Source organism: Nesterenkonia ebinurensis (assembly GCF_008711175.1).
Taxonomy (GTDB): Bacteria; Actinomycetota; Actinomycetes; order Actinomycetales; family Micrococcaceae; genus Nesterenkonia; species Nesterenkonia ebinurensis.
In genome coordinates this window covers 138,234-155,364 of the sequence record NZ_VWNF01000011.1, presented here as the reverse complement: position 1 = coordinate 155,364, position 17,131 = coordinate 138,234, and the positions used below count along the sequence as shown (strand labels likewise).

Genomic DNA, 17,131 nt, shown 5'->3' with positions numbered 1-17,131 from the left:
TACTGCTCCGACTACCGGGGCACCGGGGTGGTGGTGAGAATGCCCCGCAGCACGTCGTCGGCCCCTGCCCCGTCCATGGCGGCCTCCGGGGTCAGCGCCACCCGGTGCCGAAGGGCCGGCAGAGCCAGGGCTTTGACATCGTCCGGGGTCACATACTCGCGCCCAGAGAGCCAGGCCCAGGCCTTGGCCGAGTTCATCAGGGCGGTGGCCCCGCGTGGTGAGACGCCCAGCTGGAAGCTCGGCGCGGAACGGGTAGCCCTGGCCAGATCCACAATGTAGCCCACCACCTCCGGGGCGATCTGGACCTGCGCGACTGATTTCCGGGCCGCCAGCACATCGGCGGCCTCGGCCACCGGCTGCACCCCGGCAGCAGCCAGGTCCGAGGGGTCGAAGCCGGCGGCGTGGCGGCGGAGCACCTCCACCTCCTGCACCCGCTCCGGCAGCGCCAGCTCCACCTTCAGCAGGAACCGATCCAGCTGTGCCTCCGGCAGCGGGTAGGTGCCCTCGTACTCCACCGGGTTCTGGGTGGCGGCCACCAGGAACGGGTCGGGCAGACTGCGTCCCGCCCCGTCCACGGAGACCTGACGCTCCTCCATGGCTTCCAGCAGTGAGGCCTGGGTCTTGGGCGGGGTGCGGTTGATCTCATCAGCCAGCAGCAGATTGGTGAACACCGGTCCCTCGCGGAAGCTGAAGTCACCGGTGGTCGAGTCATAGACCAGTGAACCGGTCACATCGCCGGGCATCAGGTCAGGGGTGAACTGTACTCGGGCCGTGCGCAGACCCAGCGAAGCCGACATCGAGCGGACCAGAAGGGTCTTGGCCACCCCGGGCACACCCTCCAGCAGCACATGGCCGCGCACCAGCAGCGCAATGATCACACTGGTGACCGCGGCGTCCTGACCCACCACTGCCTTGGCCACCTCCTCGCGCACCCAGGTCAGCCGGGAGCGCAGCTCATCGGGGGAGTGGGACTGCTCGGTCATTCGTGGCTCCTTCTCATCCGTACTGCTGCGGTGACCTCTTCCTCCAGCCCCGCCAGGGCCTGAGCATAGGACACCAGATCATCATTGGACTGGATCTCAGGCTGCTGCAGCAGGGCGGTGACCTGCTGCAGGTCAGCGCCGGCGGCGCGCGCGGCAGCCTCCGCAATGGCCTGGGGGTCAGCGCCGCGCCCCAGCCGCAGCAGGCGGGAGAGCCGCAGCAGATGCGCGCTGCGCAGCACCTGGGCGGTCTCGGCTACGGCATTGGCCCGCTGGTACATCCTGCCGCGCCCCTCGGCGGACTCCCCGGCAGGCACGCTGACCGGCATCGGCTCGCTGACCACCGGACCGTATCGGCGCCCGGCGGCGAACGTGGCCACACCTGCGCAGAGCAGAAGCCACCAGAACAGCTGCCAGAACCAGCCGGGCAGATGGTCCAAGGGGGAGTCCCACTGATCAGCACCCACCGTATCGGCACCAGAGGGGGTGTACCAGATCAGAGATGAGCTGACGTCGTCGTGTGCTGGGGAACCCCCCAACAGCCCGAGCGCGAGGGCCGCATTGCCGGCATCGGTGATGCGCTGATTGGTGAAGGCCTCAGGGGCGGTGAAAGCCATCCCCGACTCCGTCTCGGCAAGCACGAACGACTCGCCGTCCTCCATCGGGAAGCACCCAGTATCTACCTGCAGCGACCTGCCCGGGGACTGCACAGACTCAGCGGCCTCGGCCGCCGGATGTGCGCACTCGGAGCCGGCCTCAAGCTCTTGAGGTGTTCCGGCGGCACCGGTGGGGATTGCTTGCCCGGACTGCACAGCAGGGCCCAGCAGCTGGCTCAGCAGCGTGGTCTCACTGCTGAGCCAGAGCACCTGGCGGCCGTTCTCCCACTCGGCACGCAGCTCATCGACGAACCGCTCCTCGGGCTGGAAACCGCGCACCATGACGACGACGCCGGCATCGGACTGCTCTGCCAGAAGGTCCCGGGTGACCTCGGCGGAGTAGGTTCGCCGGATCTCCACGCCATGGTCAGCCAGCACATTGGCCAGGGCCGCATAGCCGTCCAGATCAGTGTTCTGGGTGCCGTAGGTCTCCGTATCCGAGGTCTCCAGCAGTTGGGTGAGCAGTCCGACGATCAGCACTCCCACCAGCAGAAACACCCAGAACTGCCAGCGTGAGGCAGCCGAGCGGACCACTGAGCCGGCCGAGGCGGCGGTGACGGTCATCGCGGCACCACCAGCCTGGATTCGGGGGTGTGGGCCCCGGACTGGGGCTGTGCAGTCTGCAGCTGGGACTCCAGGTCGTACAGGAAGGCATAGTCCTGTTGACCCAGCTGAGCCGAGCCATAGGCCGAACGGTTGAACAGCTCCGCGGCACGGTGCAGCCCTGCGGTATGAGTGGCGTAGGAGCCGGCCAACCGCTGGGTGAGCTCAGTGGCCGTGACGCCCTTCTGCTCCGGAACCGCTCCACGCTCTTCAGCAGCGCGGACCAGGGCACGGAAGAGGTCCTGGGTAGCTGCACTGTAGTTCCCGCTGCGGGCATGTGCCTCAGCGCGGGCACGGAATTCCTGGGCCGGCACGGCCGGGTCGATCTGCACCACATCCTCAGCTGCTCCCGAACGCTGCAGCCGGGGCCGGACCAGCACAATGATCAGCACCACCGCCGCGATCACCACCGCCAGTACCAGCAGCGGGCCGTAGGGGATGCTGAAACCGCCGAAGCTGACCGTGCTCTCACTGAGCAAGCTGAGGAAATCATCCACCGCCTGGCGCAGCGGGCCGCTGAACTCACGCTGGTAGTCACCCCCGGAAAGCTCATCCTCCAACAGCCGACGGGCCTCATCCTGGTCGTAGAGCTCAGTGCTCATCACCACCACCCTGAACCTGGGTGGAGGCAGCCACATGCTCCGGGGAGCCGGGCACCAGCCGGTCGGTCTCCGGCGGCGTCATGGCGACCGATTGAGCTGAGCGGAAACCAGAGCCGGCTCTGGATTTCCCGAGGCGATTGAGCCAGGGCGCAGGAGCAGCCTGCAGCAGAAGAACATCGAGAGCCTCCCGGCGGAACCGGGCGTTAAGGTACATCAGGCCCAGCACGGTGCCGATCAACCCCACCAGGAGGGTGCTCAGCACCACGTCATAGGCCTGTCCGATGCCCAGGATGACAAGCACCAGCAGATCATCCTGCCCCTGCGCGGACTGCCAGGCCAGTTCGGCGCCGACCCCCGCGGCAAGACCGGCCGGCAGGGAGGTGATGACCAGCACGACGCCGAGCATGAGGTAGAGCAGGGCCACCGCTCCGATATGCCGCCACCACCCTCCTCGGTTGAGCTGGAAGGAACGGGCGATCGCACTGAAGGCATTGCGCCGTTCCACCACAATGGCAGCCGGTCCGAACATGAACGCTGCACTCACCCAGCACAGCAGCAGAAAAAGAGCCGGCAGCACCAGGATCAGCCCTAGGCCGAACGTGACCAGGATCAGCAGGAATCCGAGGACCACTGCTACCGCACCTGCCACGCTGAGCATGATCATCAGCACCACGATATGCAGCAGCAGCCAGCCCAGTCGCCCGGCTCGCAGCCTGATGGTCTGCCCCAAGGTGGTGGGCAGGCCATAGGCTGCCCGCAGCGCCGGAATGGCCAGCAGTCCCACAGACATTGCCATGATCAGGTACCCCACAAAGCTGGTGAGAGTCAGCAGCAGCACCATCCAGCCCTCACTCAAGGCGGCCAGCGCCAGTTCCTGGTTCTCGAAGGCCACTGGATCGGTGAGCATCCGGATATAGGCCTCGGAGGGCATCAGAGCCATCAGCAGCATCGAGGCCGCAAAGTTCAGCAGAGCCGCCAGCAGCGGCAGTCCCAGGGCGGCCCGGGGGTTGCGGCGGATCACCTGGAACGCACCTAGGAAGACCTCGTCCTGGGCCAGCGGGCGCAGCGGATACAGCGCTCCCGGATGCACTGCAGCAGACGGTGCTGCGGCACTTGCCGGTGACGGCGTCGTCGTACTGACCATTCCACCCCGCTCAAGCTGAAGCAGTCTCCTTGAAGTTCCGGGTCCAACTCTATCCCCTCATATATCCTGGGGAGTCAGCGGGTGCGCATGCTGGGCCGGCGCACCGTAACGGGCACTAATGTGAGGAAGGACGGCAGCCATGAAGGCCAAGATTCTGGTGGTCGATGATGACGAGGCGCTCTCCGAGATGATCGGGATCGTGCTGCGCAACGACGGATTCGAGCCCACCTTCTGCCCCACCGGTGACGGGGCGCTGGAGGCCTTCCGTGCCGCAGACCCTGATCTGGTGCTGCTGGACCTGATGCTGCCGGGCAAGGACGGGATTGAGGTCTGCCGGGAGATCCGTGAGGAGGCTGACACCCCGGTGGTGATGCTCACCGCAAAATCTGACACCGCTGATGTGGTGCGCGGTCTGGAAGCCGGGGCTGATGACTATGTGCCCAAGCCGTTCAAGCCCGCGGAGCTGGTGGCCCGGGTGCGGGCTCGGCTGCGTTCCCCGGAGCCGGCCGGAAGGCCCGACGGCGAGACTCTGACCATCGGGGACCTGACCATTGATGTGGCCGGCCACGAAGTGCGCCGCGGGGACACCAAGATTTCGCTGACCCCTCTGGAGTTCGACCTGCTGACCACCCTGGCCAAGAAGCCCTGGCAGGTGTGGAACCGGGAGATGCTGCTGGAGGAGGTCTGGGGCTACCGGCACCAGGCTGATACCCGCCTGGTGAACGTGCATGTGCAGCGGCTGCGCTCCAAGGTGGAGAGGGACCCGGAGAACCCGGAGATCGTCCAGACGGTGCGCGGCATCGGGTACAAGGCCGGCGGTGGCTGAGACTCCTAAGGTTCCCCTCGGCCGCAGGGTGGGCAGGCTCTCCAAGTTCTGGGCCCGCTCACTCATGGTGCGAGCGGTCTTCTTCACCGGTGTGCTCACCCTGGTGGGTTCCGGGCTGATCGCCTACTTTCTGGTGGAGCAGGTCACCAGCGGTCTCTACCAGGAGCGCATGGAGCAGGTGCGTAGCGAGGCGATGGCCGGGCTGGCCGGTGAGCGCAGCTCCTATGATGCGATCCAGCTCTCCGGGGATGAGAGTGTGCAGGTGCAGGCCAATGACATCTTTGAAGCCCAGGGCGGCTCCTCCGCACTGTACCGCCATGCGCTGCTGATGCCTCTGGAGGACGCAGACGTGCTGCCGGTCCCGGTGCTGCGAACTTCCCCTGACATCGAACCCGGCCTCACCAGTGATGAGCTCAATGAGGCGATCCAGGTCAGTCAGGGGGACCAGGTGCACTGGCAGGCGCTGGCGCTTCCGAACGAGGACGGGCAGAGCGTTCCCGCAGTAGCCTTCGGCATCAACATTCAGTTCCCCACCGGGCCGCCCTATGGGCTGTTCTTCATCTATGACTTCTCCTCGGTGCAGGAGAACGTGAACTTTGTCTTCCAGGTCTTCCTGATTGCCGTGGCAGTGATCCTGGTGATGAATGTGCTGATCGCTGCCTGGGTCTCCCGCTCGGTGGTCAAACCTGTCTCTCAGGCCGCCGAGGTCTCGGAGCGGATCGCCGAAGGCATGCTGGACCAGCGGCTGGCCGTGGTCGGTGAGGACGAGATTGCCCGGCTGGGAGTCTCCTTCAACCGCATGGCATCCACCCTTCAGGAACAGATCACCCAGCTGGCCAATCTCTCCCAGATGCAGCAGCGGTTCGTCTCCGATGTCTCCCATGAGTTGCGCACCCCGCTGACCACGGTCAGTATGGCAGCCAGCATGCTCTATGAGTCCCGTGACGAGTTCGACCCGGTCAGCCAACGCTCCACTGAGCTGCTCCACCATCAGGTGGAGAGATTCCAGGCTCTGCTGGCCGACCTGCTGGAGATGAGCCGGTTCGACGCCGGAGCTGCCGAGCTGGCCCTCTCAGAGGTGGACCTGTGGGCGCTGTCCGAGGATGTGCTCACCGCCGCCGCCCCATTGGCTGAACGGGCTGGCACAGACCTGCACATGGTGGTGCTGGAGGGCAGCAGCGACTTCATCGCTGAAGTGGACCGGCGCCGTATTGACCGGATCCTGCGCAACCTGGTCAACAACGCCATCGAACATGCCGAGGGCCAGCCGGTGGACCTGGTGCTGAAATCCAGCGACGCTGCAGTGGCCCTGGCCGTCCGCGATTACGGCGTGGGCATGACCCCTGAGCAGGTCTCCCACGTCTTTGACCGGTTCTGGCGGGCTGATCCGGCCCGGGCGCGCACCACAGGCGGCTCCGGGCTGGGGCTCTCCATCGCTACCGAGGACACCCGGCTGCACCAGGGGAGTCTGGACGCCTGGGGCCAGGCTGGGCAGGGCTCCTGCTTCCGGCTGGTGCTGCCCCGTCGGCAGGACACGGCTTATGGGGCCTCCCCGATGCCGCTGCCGCCGAGCTATGGGGTCCATCAGCGCAATAAGATCAGTGCTGAGGCCGAGCTGACCACCGGTGAGGTGACCTATGACCGGGTCAGCGAACAGGCTCTGTACAAGAAGGACGGGGGTGCCTGATGCGCAGCTCTTCCCGTCTGGGCATACCTCTGGCAGCAGTGCTGGGTGCGGTGGCTCTGCTGCTCGCCGGCTGCGCCCCGACCCTGCCGACCGACGGTGAGGTGAGTTCTGAGCAGATCCAGATGGACGGCGGCTACGACTACGGCGGTGTGCCGCAGTCCCCCCAGCCCGGTGCAGAGCCGGAAGAGATCATCGAGGGGTTCCTGGATGCTGGGGCCAATGCGGAGAACGACCACGAGATCGCTCGTGAGTACCTGACTCCAGAGATGGCTGAGCAGTGGAACCCGTGGACCCACACACTGGTGTACCAGGAGGACAACTTCAGCATCGATGTGGCCGGTGAGGACGTCTACAGTGTGCAGCTGACCGCAGACTCCCGGGTGGACAGCACCGGTGCCCGCACCTACCCCGGGGACCCGAATCAGGAGACCTTCGAGGTTGAACAGGTGGATGGGGAGTGGAGGATCAGCAACGCACCCGATGGGAAGATCCTGGAGGATGGGGATTTCAACATCTCCTACGACGACTACACTCTCTACTTCTACGACGTCCAGCAGCGCTACACCGTGCCTGACGTCCGGTGGTTGATCCGCCAGCCCGGGCAGTCCACCGAACTGGCCAACCGGCTCCTGAACGGCCCGGTCCCTTGGCTGGCTCCGGGAGTGGTCTCCGCCTTCGAGGAGGGAGACTCCCTGGGAACTCCCACGGTACCGGTGAGCGATGGAGTGGCTACCGTGGACCTGGATCCTTCTGTGGTGGCTGGGGCCAGCGACTATGATCTGGCGCTGATGCACTACCAGCTGAATATGACGCTGCATCAGATCAGCCTCGTGAGCCAGGTGGAGCTGACCGTCGGCGGCTCCCCGGTGGAGCTGCCCGGCCCTGAATCCTCGGAGATGGAGCAGATCGCCCAGATCGAGTCTTCTCCTTCGGCACTGGAGCGTCAGATCGGCGTCCAAGGAGATGACCTCATCTGGCAGCTGGGTTCGGAGACCTCCACTGTGGCGAGCATGCCCGATCTCAGCGAGATTGAACCCCGCTTCCCGGCAGTCTCCACCGTCGCCGAAGGCGAGGTGGTGGCGGTGATGAACGGTGAGCTCAACGCGCTCTACCATGCCCGAGCTGACGCGGATGAGCCGGAGCTGCTGGTGGAGGCGGAATCGATGACCAGACCCTCCATGGACAACTTCGGCTGGACCTGGACGGCCACCTACGAGGACGGCGAGTCCACTATCCGGGCCTTCAACTACCAGGACCCCGAGGCATCTCCAGTAGCTGTTGCCGCTGACTTCATCGAGGGGCGCGAGGTCACCTCCCTGCGCATCTCCCAGGACGGCACCCGGGCAGCACTGGTAGTCGACGACGCCGGGGTGCGCAGCCTCTACATCGCTGGTGTGGTGCGCGAAGCCGGCAGCGGAGCTCCGTGGAACCTGGGCCAGTCCAACCGCCTTCACCCCGATGACCAGGTGGAGATCGGTGAGGTCCGGTGGGCACAGAACGACGAAGTGGTGGTCTGGCAGCCCTATGATCCCCAGGACCCGGAGGCGGAGCTTTCAGACCAGACCTATATCCAGCGGATCGGAATCTCCGGGGATACTGAGCAGCCCTCCCCGGCCCTGGCAGCCGTGCTCAACGTCTCTGTGGGGGAAGGCCGTGGCACGGGGCCGGGGCGCGGCACCATTCTGTTCGAGCAGCAGGGTGAGGGAGTTTTCCAGATTGTCGGCAGTGAGATCTACCGGCAGGATGAGATCGACGAGGATGTCACGGACCTGAGCTTCAGCGGATAGGACGGTGTTAGTCCCGCCGGCGTATCTTAGGTTTTCCACAGGCTGAGCTGAAGCCGGTGGCGCCGGAATGAGTTTCCGGCGATTCTGGTGGGGTGACTCAGTACAGGGAGCGGCTGCTCAGCGGACTGGACCGGTTGTGGTTCTCTCCCTCCGGCCAGGCTGTGCGCAGGCTAGCCAAGGAGACCACGGATCTGCTGGCCCCCACCTGGTGTGTGGGCTGCCGGGCAGCGGGTGCTGATCTGTGTGCAGAATGCGCCCGGGATCTGCGGCTGCACACCAGCAGGCCCTTCCGTGCAGAGGCCGCGGCTGAGGCGCTGCCGGTGGTGGGAGTCTCAGACACCGGGGTGCAGGTGCTGCCGGTGGTCAGCGCTGGACACTACCAGGGGCTGGCTGCCGAGACCTTGGTGGCCTTCAAGGACCATGAGCGGACGGGTCTTGCCCAAGTGCTGGCTCCGGCGCTGAGCCGAGCACTGCACCTTGCGGCTCAGCAGCTGCTGGAGGGCCAGGATGCCCTCCTGGTCTGGCCCCCGACTTCCCCGCGCGCCCAGCTGAAGCGGGGGCGTACGCCCCTGGCTGAGCTGATTGAGGAAGCACGGCTGCCCCGCAGCCTGCGCCGGGCCGACCGACTGGTGCAGCACACCGGTCAGAGACTGGGCCCGATGGGCGAAAAAGGTCAGAAAAGTCGGTCCGGAAAGGCTCGCCGACAGGCCGGGGAACGATTCCGGTGCCGCCCCGCGGCCGCTCAGAGACTACGTGGTGTATCCGTGCTGTTGGTCGATGATGTGCTCACCACAGGCGCCACTCTTCAGGAGCTCTACGCCCTGCTGAGCAGTGCAGGCGCAGAAGTGCACGGTGCAGCAGTGCTGATGGCCACCCCGCGAGCCTCTGCGGCCAGACATCACTCCAGCTCAGCAGTGAATTTTAAGTGAGCACTTCTCAAATGGACTGCCAGCGCATACGGTGAAGTATGGGTGATTAACAGAAGAGACCCATCGCAGTGGCGGTGGGCTCGATGCAGAGTCCTCGCAGCCGCTGCGCCCACGCAGTACGAGCGCCAAGGAGGACCATCACAATGGCTCTGCAGACCACCTACACCGGCCGCAACATCACGATCCCTTCAGCGTTCAAAGAACACGTCGAATCCAAACTCGACAAGGTTGACCAGCTCGCCGACAAAGGCCAGCGGCTCGAGGTCAAAGTCTCCTCGGAGAACTCACACCGGCGTGCCGAGACCACCATCACCGTGGAGCTCACTGTGGTCGGACGCGGCAAGGTCATCCGCTCCGAAGCCCAATCCGAGGAGAAGTTCGCCGCATTCGAGATGGCCTGGGATAAGCTCTGCGAGCGGCTGCGCAGGGTACGGGATAAGAAGAAGGCCAAAGCGCGCAGCAACGGCACACTGGGCCACCCCGCCCAGTCGGTGGGTGAGGCGCTGGCCGGCCTGACCCCGGTGGATCCGGACCGTCCCCTCTACGAGCAGGTGCTCGACGCCGAGGCCGCCGACGATGTGCCCCCGGAGGAGGACGACTGGGACGAGCCCATTCGCATTCGGCGCAAAGTCTTCCCGGCTGAGCCGATGAGCGTGGACGCCGCAGTGGATGCCATGGAGCTGCTGGGCCACGACTTCTATCTCTACCTGGATTCCGAGACCGGTCAACCCTCGGCGGTCTACCGTCGCCGAGGTTGGACCTACGGAGTCATTTCCTTGGACCAGAACAAACAGGTGCAGGAGCCTGACACGGAGGAGCGGGCCTACCGCCCCGCTAACGGCACCACCCTCTCCCACGTCAAGGCTGCATAATTTTCGCGCATCTCAGGGACGGGTCGTAGGCGCGGACCCGGAGGGGCACCCGCCGCCTGCGACCCACCGCGGTCACCCGACGCAGTATCGTGCTTGTGGCAGGGCAGGTTAGCCGTGCGGCGTCGTCGGGCATACACTGACATGTTGACGCTGATTAACCTCTGACGGAGACATACGCCCCTATGCCCACTCTGCTCGAAAAAGTCCTGAAGACCGGGGACAAGAAGATCCTCAAACGGCTGCGCGGCTATGCCGATGCAGTCAATATGCTGGAGGAGGAGTTCAAGGCGCTCTCTGACGCTGAGCTGCGCGCTGAGACCGAGCGCTTCAAGGAGCGCCTGGCTGACGGGGAGTCCCTGGACTCGCTGCTGCCGGAGACCTTCGCCGCAGTGCGGGAGGCCGCGGACCGGACCCTCGGTCAGCGCCACTATGACGTGCAGATCATGGGCGGTGCCGCCCTGCACCTGGGGAATATCGCGGAGATGGGCACCGGTGAGGGCAAGACCCTGGTCGCCACTGCGCCGGCCTATCTCAACGCACTGACCGGCCAGGGCGTGCACGTGGTCACGGTCAACGACTACCTGGCCAAGTACCAGGCCGAGCTGATGGGCCGTGTCTATCGGTTCCTGGGGCTGACCACCGGGGTGATCGTGAACAACCTCAAGGCCGCCCAGCGCCGGGAGGCCTACGCCGCTGATATCACCTACGGCACTAACAACGAGTTCGGCTTCGACTTCCTGCGCGACAATATGGCTGGCTCGCTCGACGATCTGGTCCAGCGCGGACACCATTACGCCATCATCGATGAGATCGACTCGATTCTGATTGACGAGGCCCGTACCCCGCTGATCATCTCCGGTCAGGCCAGCGGGGACATCTCGCGCTGGTACACCGACTTCGCCAAGCTGGTCCAGACCCTGAAGAAGGACGAGGACTACGAGGTCGACGAGAAGAAGCGCACTGTGGGTGTGCTGGAGTCCGGCATCGACAAGGTGGAGGACTACCTGGGCATCGAGAACCTCTATGAGACCCAGAACACCACGCTGATCCAGTACCTGAACAACGCCATCCGCGCCAAGGAGCTCTATAAGCGCGACACCGACTATGTGGTCACCGACAATGAGGTGCACATTGTGGATGAGCACACCGGGCGCATCCTGAAGGGTCGCCGCTACAACGAGGGCCTCCACCAGGCGATCGAGGCCAAGGAGAATGTGCGGATCAAGCCGGAGAACCAGACCCGAGCCACGGTGACTCTGCAGAACTACTTCCGGCAGTACACCAAGATCTCCGGGATGACCGGCACCGCTGAGACTGAGGCTGCCGAGTTCATGTCCACCTATAAGCTCGGCGTGGTGCCGATTCCGTCGAATAAGCCGCGCCAGCGCACCGACCACAACGATGTGGTCTACCGCAATGAGATCGTGAAGTTCGACGCCGTGGTCAAGGACATCATTGCCCGGCATAGGGAGGGTCAGCCGATCCTGGTGGGCACTGAGTCGGTGGAGAAGTCTGAGTACCTCTCCAAGCTGCTGGCCAAGCAGGGCATCCGGCATGAGGTGCTCAACGCGAAGAACCATGAGGGGGAGGCCGCCATCGTGGCCCAGGCCGGGCGCAAGGGTGCGGTGACAGTGGCCACCAATATGGCAGGTCGAGGCACCGACATCATGCTGGGCGGCAACGCCGAGTTCAAGGCGGTGCGCGAGATGGAGAAGTTCGGCCTGGACCCGGAGGAGGACGCCGAGGAGTACGAGGCCAAGTGGGACGAGGTCTTCACCAAGACCAAGGAGGAGACTGAGAAGGAGGCGGCCGAGGTCCGCGAGTTGGGCGGCCTCTATGTGCTGGGCACCGAACGCCATCAGTCCCGCCGGATCGACAACCAGCTGCGTGGCCGATCAGGACGCCAGGGCGATCCCGGGGAGTCCCGGTTCTACATCTCCCTGACCGACAACCTGATGCGCTTGTTCAACCAGCCCGCCGCGGCCCGGCTGATGCAGTCTTCAGTGCTTGACGACGATGTGCCGGTGGAGCACAAGATGGTCTCCGGTGCCATCGCCTCCGCCCAGCAGCAGCGGGAGTCGCAGAATACGGAGCAGCGCAAGAACGTGCTGAAGTACGACGATGTGATGAACCGTCAGCGTGAGGCCATCTATTCGGACCGCCGCCGCATCCTGGAGGGCGACGATGTCCATGAGAAGGTCCAGCACTTCATTGAGGACGCGGCCAGTCTGGTGATCGAGGAGAAGACCATCGCCTCATCCCCGGAGGACTGGGATCTGGAGGGGCTCTGGGAGGAGCTGCGAGACCTCTACCCCATCTCACTGGAGATTGAGGACCTCATTGAGGAGGCCGGCGGCATCGACCAGCTGAGCACCAAGCTGCTCAAGCGCGAGATCATCTCTGATGCCAAGATCGCCTATGAGCGGAAGGAAGAAGTGATCGGCGAGGAGCCGCTGCGTCAGCTGGAGCGCCGGGTGCTGCTCTCAGTGATCGACCAGAAGTGGCAGGATCACCTCTACGAGATGGACTACCTGAAGTCCGGTATCGGTCTGCGCTCCATGGCCCAGCGTGATCCCCTGGTGGAGTACCAGCGGGAGGGCTATCTGCTGTTCCAGGCGATGGCGGAGGAGATCCGTGAGGAGTCCATGCGCAAGCTGTTCCAGGCCGAGGTCAAGGCGGTCACGCCCAAGACCGAGGCGCCGGACCTGCCCGGGGTCAAGGACGGGCGGGTCGCTGCTGCGGGCAAATCCATCCACGTCCCCGGCCTCAAAGACGCCAACCCGAGTTAGCGTTAGTCCCGGCGGCGGGTACACGCCCCGCTTGCCTCTCGGCCGCGTTGCCGCGGCCGTCGCACCTGAAGTCGCGGAGCGCGAGCACTCCGCTCACCGGGCACTCGCTACGCTTGTGCCTCACCCCAGTTCCATCGCAGTGACCCGCCAGCGTCTACGGTGAGCCTGCAGGCGCAGAGCACAGGCACGCGTACGCCTCTCGTCGCTGAACACCACTGTCACCTCCCAGACTCCGGGGCGAAGATGCACTGCCCGCCCGGCACGGAATCGTAGGGCCTGAGGCCGCACTAGGGTGCTATCGGCGGCCTGCCTTGCGGTGATCGCAGCCCGCTGACGCACCTTGTGGTGCACCTCAGCCTCCAGCCACCGGTCTAACTGAGCTGCAGGGCGCAGCCCGACCAGCACCTCGGCAGTGGCTTGGCATACTACCCGCGCGATAGCCAGGATCTGCCTGCGCTCTTGGCGCTGACCGACCAGAGCATCGGGGCGCTGCCCGTCACCCTCGGCAGCTGACTCCGCAGAGAGTGCGTCTTCTGCGCCCATAGCAGCCAGCAGCTTAGGCACTTCAGACTCCCGCTGCAGCCGGAATCTGGGTCGCTGGGAGCAGCGGTGCTTGAACTGCTGCCACCCGTCCTGGGTCAGCCACTGCTGCTCAACGCGCAGCGGAGGGCCCGTCGGGTTGAGATGCTGGGATGCGGCAACTGGCTCTGCCGGGGCGGTGGTGGGCATCAGAGGCTCCTTTGCAATAGTGGTGAGGATGGACTGCCGGAACGGCTGTTCATGGGACAGATGGGGGTGGGATGCGCAGAACGGTGCCTGAGCGCAGTCGGGCGGGGTCCGGGCCGATTCTGCTCAGGTTGTGCTGGTGCCAGCGCGGCCATTCCCGGGCGATCTCCCAGTCGGTGGCGTCACCGCCCAGGTGTTCAGCGGCCACAGTCCACAGCGTTCCTGCAGGCCCTGCAGTGACCGTGCGCCGGTCTTCCCGGGTGGGCGCACCCATATGCCGTGGTGCGGTGGTTGAAGGCTGATTGGGCACAAAAGATGTCATCATGTTCACTCAGAACGTATAACTTTCATTTGGTTCAATTTGATGTAATCTCATACTACATGAGGAACAGTGGTGTGCAACACGGTGGGCTAATCTTGTTGCTATGCGTTGGGAATCGCTCTTCGCGGATCTGGAGGTCCAGGCGGCAGCGGAGCGGCAGCTGGAGTTTGAGGCTGAGGTGTCTGCCACGGTGAGTCTGGAGTGGTCCAGGGTGCCGATGGCGGACCGGCTGAGAGCTCACCGGGGTTCTGAGCTGAGACTGCGGCTGCGCGGAGGCATTGATCTGCGGCTGGTTCTCAATGCGGTGGGAGCTGACTGGCTCGCAGGTGTCGCTGGGGTTCAGGAATGGCTGATTCCGCAGGCTTCAGTGCTGGCCCTAGGGGGACTGGAGTGGATCGTGCAGGAGGAGCCGAGTCAGACCCGGCGCAGGCTGGGCCTGGCCTCACCATTGCGCGCGCTGGCGGCCAGCAGGGAGCGCGTCTCCGTGCTGGGGGAAGCGGGTGTGTTTGCTGAGGGGGTGCTGTGCGGAGTGGGGCTGGACTTTATCGATGTGCGGACTAGTAGTGGCGGCGTGCAGACCCTGCCGATGCAGGCCCTCGTGGCACTGCGCAGCTCAGCCCTGTGAGGCAGCCTGCTTTAGGCTTTCTGCTCGGTCGTCTGGTCCCGGGCCTGGCGCTGCTCGGCGTAGAGTCGCTCGATGTACTCATCGAGCTTGGCCTGTTCTACGCGCCACTGTCCGCGGCCGCCGATCTGGATGCCCTCCAGGTCGCCCCGGTTGATCAGGGCGCGGGTCTGGGACATGGAGATGTTCAGGGCCTCTGCTACATCGGGAAGAGTGAGAAACTGTCGCACGGCTGCTCCTTGGGTGGCGTTTGTTTGTGTTTGCTTCTATTCTGGCATGTTCTTGGGCGGTTTCAAACCTCTTTCCTGCTGGCCGTGTCTGGTGGCAGGGGTGCTGATCGGTTAGCATCTGATCACTTGTGTGATGTGCATCTCAGGAGATAACAGTGACCACACCACCCAGTGGAACGGATAAGACCTCACCCAGCGCTGCACTGTCCGCCGGTGCGCTCCAAGCGCCCACTGCTGCTCGGCTTCGCCGGCCCTCCTGGCGCGATCCCCGACTCCTGGCCGGAGCGCTGCTGATCCTAGCTTCAGTGGTGGGCACTGTGCTGCTGGTCACCGCCCAGGACCGCACCGCCCCGGTCTATGCCGCCGACCGGGGGCTGAGCACCGGCACTTCGCTGAGCCAGGAAGACCTGCGGATAGTCCATGTTCGGCTCGATGAGTCCGCAGCTGCTTACCTTTCCGCTGAGGCCGAGCTGCCCGAGAACGCCCACCTGATCCGGGCTGTGGGAGAGGGGGAGCTGCTGCCCGCCGCAGCCCTGGCCGAACGTGACCCCCATCAGCGCCAGCCCGTCACAGTGGAGATCCAGCACGAGTTGGCCCGTGCGGTGGAGCCGGGCCGCCTGGTGGATGTGTGGGCCGCTGGAGGCTTCTCGGGCCCGGAGGCGCAGGGAGAGGTGACTCTGTTGGCGGCCTCGGCCGAAGTGGCCGATATCAGAGAGCCCAACTCCGGCTTCGGCGCCTCAGGCGCGCTGACTGTGGAGCTGTTGGTGGATCCGGAGGAGCTCACCGGCCTGCTCACTGCCCTGGGCGGTGGTGACTCCATTACTGTGCTGCCGGCCGGAGTGGACGAGCAGTGATGCGCCGCTGCGCCGTGATCACCACCGGCAGGCTGAACACCGACCACATCGCCGGCTTGGAGAACCTGCACAGCCCGGTCACCATTCAGCGGCGCTGCGCGGACCTCGCTGAGCTCATTGCAGTAGCCCGCACCGGCCGGGCAGATGCCGCACTGATCATCGGTGCCACCGAGCAGCTGACCGATTCGACCATCGGCCAGCTCCAGGAGTCCTTGTCCACCGTGGTAGTGGTTTCAGACTCGCCACTGGAGCGAAGCAGGTTGGCTGCTCTGGGGCTGAGCACCTTCGACGACGACGCCGCAGCAGACCAGATAGCCCACGCGCTGGACATTCCCGCCGGCGGGGGCGGACCCCTGACCGCTGAGCCGCGCGCGGATGCCGAGCAGCCGAGTGGACCAGGACAGGGAACCCCGCCACGCTCTCGGTCGACCACCCCTGAAGGCGATCCCGCGGGCTTTAGGTCTCAACTCGCTGGTGATCGGGATGCCGAAGCGGAGTTCGCTGCGCTGGTGGAGCCTTTTGAGGAGACCTCCGAGCTGCGGCAGGAACCGGCGACAGCCGTCCGCAATTCTGCAGACATCACCGCAGTCTGGGGTATCCCTGGGGCACCCGGTCGCACCACTGTGGCAGTGAACCTGGCCGCTGAGCTGGCACTGCACGGGGCTTCGGCGCTGCTGATAGACGCTGACACCTATGCGGCCTCCGCCGCCGTGCATCTGGGACTGTTGGAGGAGTCAGCCGGCATCGCCCAGGCCGCCCGCGCCGCCGAGTTCGGCAGCCTGGACACCGATGTTCTGCTGCGGGCCGCCGCAGGGGTGGAGATCGGCCCGGCCCGACTCGAGGTGCTGACCGGACTGCCCCGGGCCGAGCGCTGGCCTGAGCTGCGCCCGCGGGCACTGGAACGGGTGCTGGCTCTGACCCGCAGCCGGTACGACCATGTGGTGGTGGACCTGGCCGCAGAGATCGCCGTCGACCAGGACCTGGGATTCGACGCCCCCTCGGTGCAGCGCAACAGCGCGACTCGCACAGTGCTCAGCACAGCCGACCGGGTGATCGCAGTGGGTGCACCGGACCCAGTGGGATTCGCCAGACTGGTCAAAGCCGTCCAGGCCTACACTGAGCTGCTCCCGGAGGCCGGTGCACCGCAGCTGGTGATCAATAAGCTGCGCAAGCAGGTGGTAGGCCGTTCCCCGCGCCGTCAGCTCACCGAAACCTGGCGCCAGCTGGGCCACAGTGCCTTCTCTCTGGACTTCCTGCCCTGGGAGCCGGCCACCTGCGACGCTGCTCTGCGAGCCGGTCAGGTGCTCGCAGAGGCTGCACCGGACTCAGCCCTCCGACGGCAGATCGCAGCCCTTGCCGGAGCGGAGGGGCCCCGGCATCGTCGAGGTTCCCGCAGAAGAAAGAATAGGTCGAGATTCAGATCCAACTGAGTTGCAGTAACAGGCCATTGCTGCCGTGTCTGAAATGATCCCTTGACACTCGGAGCTCGCCGAGAGTAATGT

At 65.2% G+C, this 17,131-nt stretch carries 16 protein-coding genes; 9 read left to right on the top strand and 7 right to left on the bottom strand.

Features of this window, described 5'->3' with window-relative positions; all coding sequences use genetic code 11:
* Positions 1-11: 11 nt before the first annotated feature.
* From F0311_RS04530 to F0311_RS04515, 4 genes are read right to left on the bottom strand one after another with little or no spacing between them, the layout of a single operon-like run.
* Positions 12-983, bottom strand: a complete 972-nt coding sequence (locus F0311_RS04530; protein ID WP_150460765.1) for an AAA family ATPase — start codon at positions 981-983, stop codon at positions 12-14.
* Positions 980-2,200 (bottom strand): DUF4350 domain-containing protein, encoded by a 1,221-nt coding sequence (locus F0311_RS04525; RefSeq protein ID WP_150460764.1) that lies wholly within the window; start codon positions 2,198-2,200, stop codon positions 980-982. The genes F0311_RS04530 and F0311_RS04525 overlap by 4 nt, the downstream gene beginning before the upstream one ends.
* On the bottom strand, positions 2,197-2,841 hold the full coding sequence (locus F0311_RS04520) for a DUF4129 domain-containing protein (RefSeq protein WP_191089733.1): 645 nt from the start codon (positions 2,839-2,841) through the stop codon (positions 2,197-2,199). The genes F0311_RS04525 and F0311_RS04520 overlap by 4 nt, the downstream gene beginning before the upstream one ends.
* Positions 2,831-3,985, bottom strand: coding sequence for a hypothetical protein (locus tag F0311_RS04515; RefSeq protein WP_150460762.1), 1,155 nt, complete (start codon positions 3,983-3,985; stop codon positions 2,831-2,833). The genes F0311_RS04520 and F0311_RS04515 overlap by 11 nt, the downstream gene beginning before the upstream one ends.
* Positions 3,986-4,124: 139 nt before the next feature.
* On the opposite strand from F0311_RS04515, the gene mtrA reads away from it, so the two are divergent.
* The 6 genes from mtrA to secA all read left to right on the top strand — a co-directional run bounded on the left by mtrA (position 4,125) and on the right by secA (position 12,875).
* Positions 4,125-4,811, top strand: a complete 687-nt coding sequence (gene mtrA, locus F0311_RS04510; protein WP_150460761.1) for an MtrAB system response regulator MtrA — start codon at positions 4,125-4,127, stop codon at positions 4,809-4,811.
* Complete coding sequence (mtrB, locus tag F0311_RS04505; RefSeq protein ID WP_223881133.1) at positions 4,804-6,498, top strand: MtrAB system histidine kinase MtrB; 1,695 nt, start codon at positions 4,804-4,806, stop codon at positions 6,496-6,498. The genes mtrA and mtrB overlap by 8 nt, the downstream gene beginning before the upstream one ends.
* Positions 6,498-8,285 carry an LpqB family beta-propeller domain-containing protein gene (locus F0311_RS04500; RefSeq protein ID WP_150460759.1) on the top strand — a complete coding sequence of 596 codons (1,788 nt, stop codon included), beginning with the start codon at positions 6,498-6,500 and terminating at the stop codon, positions 8,283-8,285. Before mtrB ends, F0311_RS04500 begins: the two co-directional genes overlap by 1 nt.
* Before the next feature lie 92 nt (positions 8,286-8,377).
* Positions 8,378-9,214, top strand: a complete 837-nt coding sequence (locus tag F0311_RS04495) for a ComF family protein (RefSeq protein WP_150460758.1) — start codon at positions 8,378-8,380, stop codon at positions 9,212-9,214.
* Positions 9,215-9,357: 143 nt separating this feature from the next.
* On the top strand, positions 9,358-10,086 hold the full coding sequence (gene hpf, locus F0311_RS04490) for a ribosome hibernation-promoting factor, HPF/YfiA family (protein WP_150460757.1): 729 nt from the start codon (positions 9,358-9,360) through the stop codon (positions 10,084-10,086).
* Positions 10,087-10,268: 182 nt separating this feature from the next.
* Entirely contained in the window at positions 10,269-12,875 is a 2,607-nt protein-coding gene (secA, locus tag F0311_RS04485; protein WP_150460756.1) for a preprotein translocase subunit SecA, read from the top strand.
* Between the two features lie 120 nt (positions 12,876-12,995).
* Here secA and F0311_RS04480 read toward each other — a convergent pair whose 3' ends face one another.
* Both F0311_RS04480 and F0311_RS04475 read right to left on the bottom strand, forming a co-directional pair.
* Entirely contained in the window at positions 12,996-13,604 is a 609-nt protein-coding gene (locus tag F0311_RS04480; RefSeq protein WP_150460755.1) for an Rv3235 family protein, read from the bottom strand.
* Positions 13,605-13,653: 49 nt separating this feature from the next.
* Positions 13,654-13,932: a hypothetical protein gene (locus F0311_RS04475; RefSeq protein WP_150460754.1), complete on the bottom strand. Its 279-nt coding sequence runs from the start codon at positions 13,930-13,932 to the stop codon at positions 13,654-13,656.
* A 94-nt stretch (positions 13,933-14,026) separates the two neighbouring features.
* On the opposite strand from F0311_RS04475, the gene F0311_RS04470 reads away from it, so the two are divergent.
* Complete coding sequence (locus tag F0311_RS04470; protein ID WP_150460753.1) at positions 14,027-14,548, top strand: hypothetical protein; 522 nt, start codon at positions 14,027-14,029, stop codon at positions 14,546-14,548.
* 11 nt (positions 14,549-14,559) lie between these two features.
* On the opposite strand, the gene F0311_RS04465 is transcribed toward F0311_RS04470, so the two are convergent.
* A complete protein-coding gene (locus F0311_RS04465; RefSeq protein ID WP_191089732.1) occupies positions 14,560-14,775 on the bottom strand; it encodes a helix-turn-helix domain-containing protein in 216 nt (71 codons plus the stop codon).
* A 155-nt stretch (positions 14,776-14,930) separates the two neighbouring features.
* Here F0311_RS04465 and F0311_RS04460 point away from each other — a divergent pair, with 155 nt between their 5' ends.
* Complete coding sequence (locus F0311_RS04460) at positions 14,931-15,629, top strand: SAF domain-containing protein (protein WP_150460752.1); 699 nt, start codon at positions 14,931-14,933, stop codon at positions 15,627-15,629.
* The gene (locus tag F0311_RS04455) at positions 15,629-17,059 is read left to right on the top strand and encodes an AAA family ATPase (protein ID WP_150460751.1); all 1,431 of its coding nucleotides are present in this window, start codon (positions 15,629-15,631) and stop codon (positions 17,057-17,059) included. The genes F0311_RS04460 and F0311_RS04455 overlap by 1 nt, the downstream gene beginning before the upstream one ends.
* The last annotated feature ends 72 nt before the right edge of the window (positions 17,060-17,131 follow it).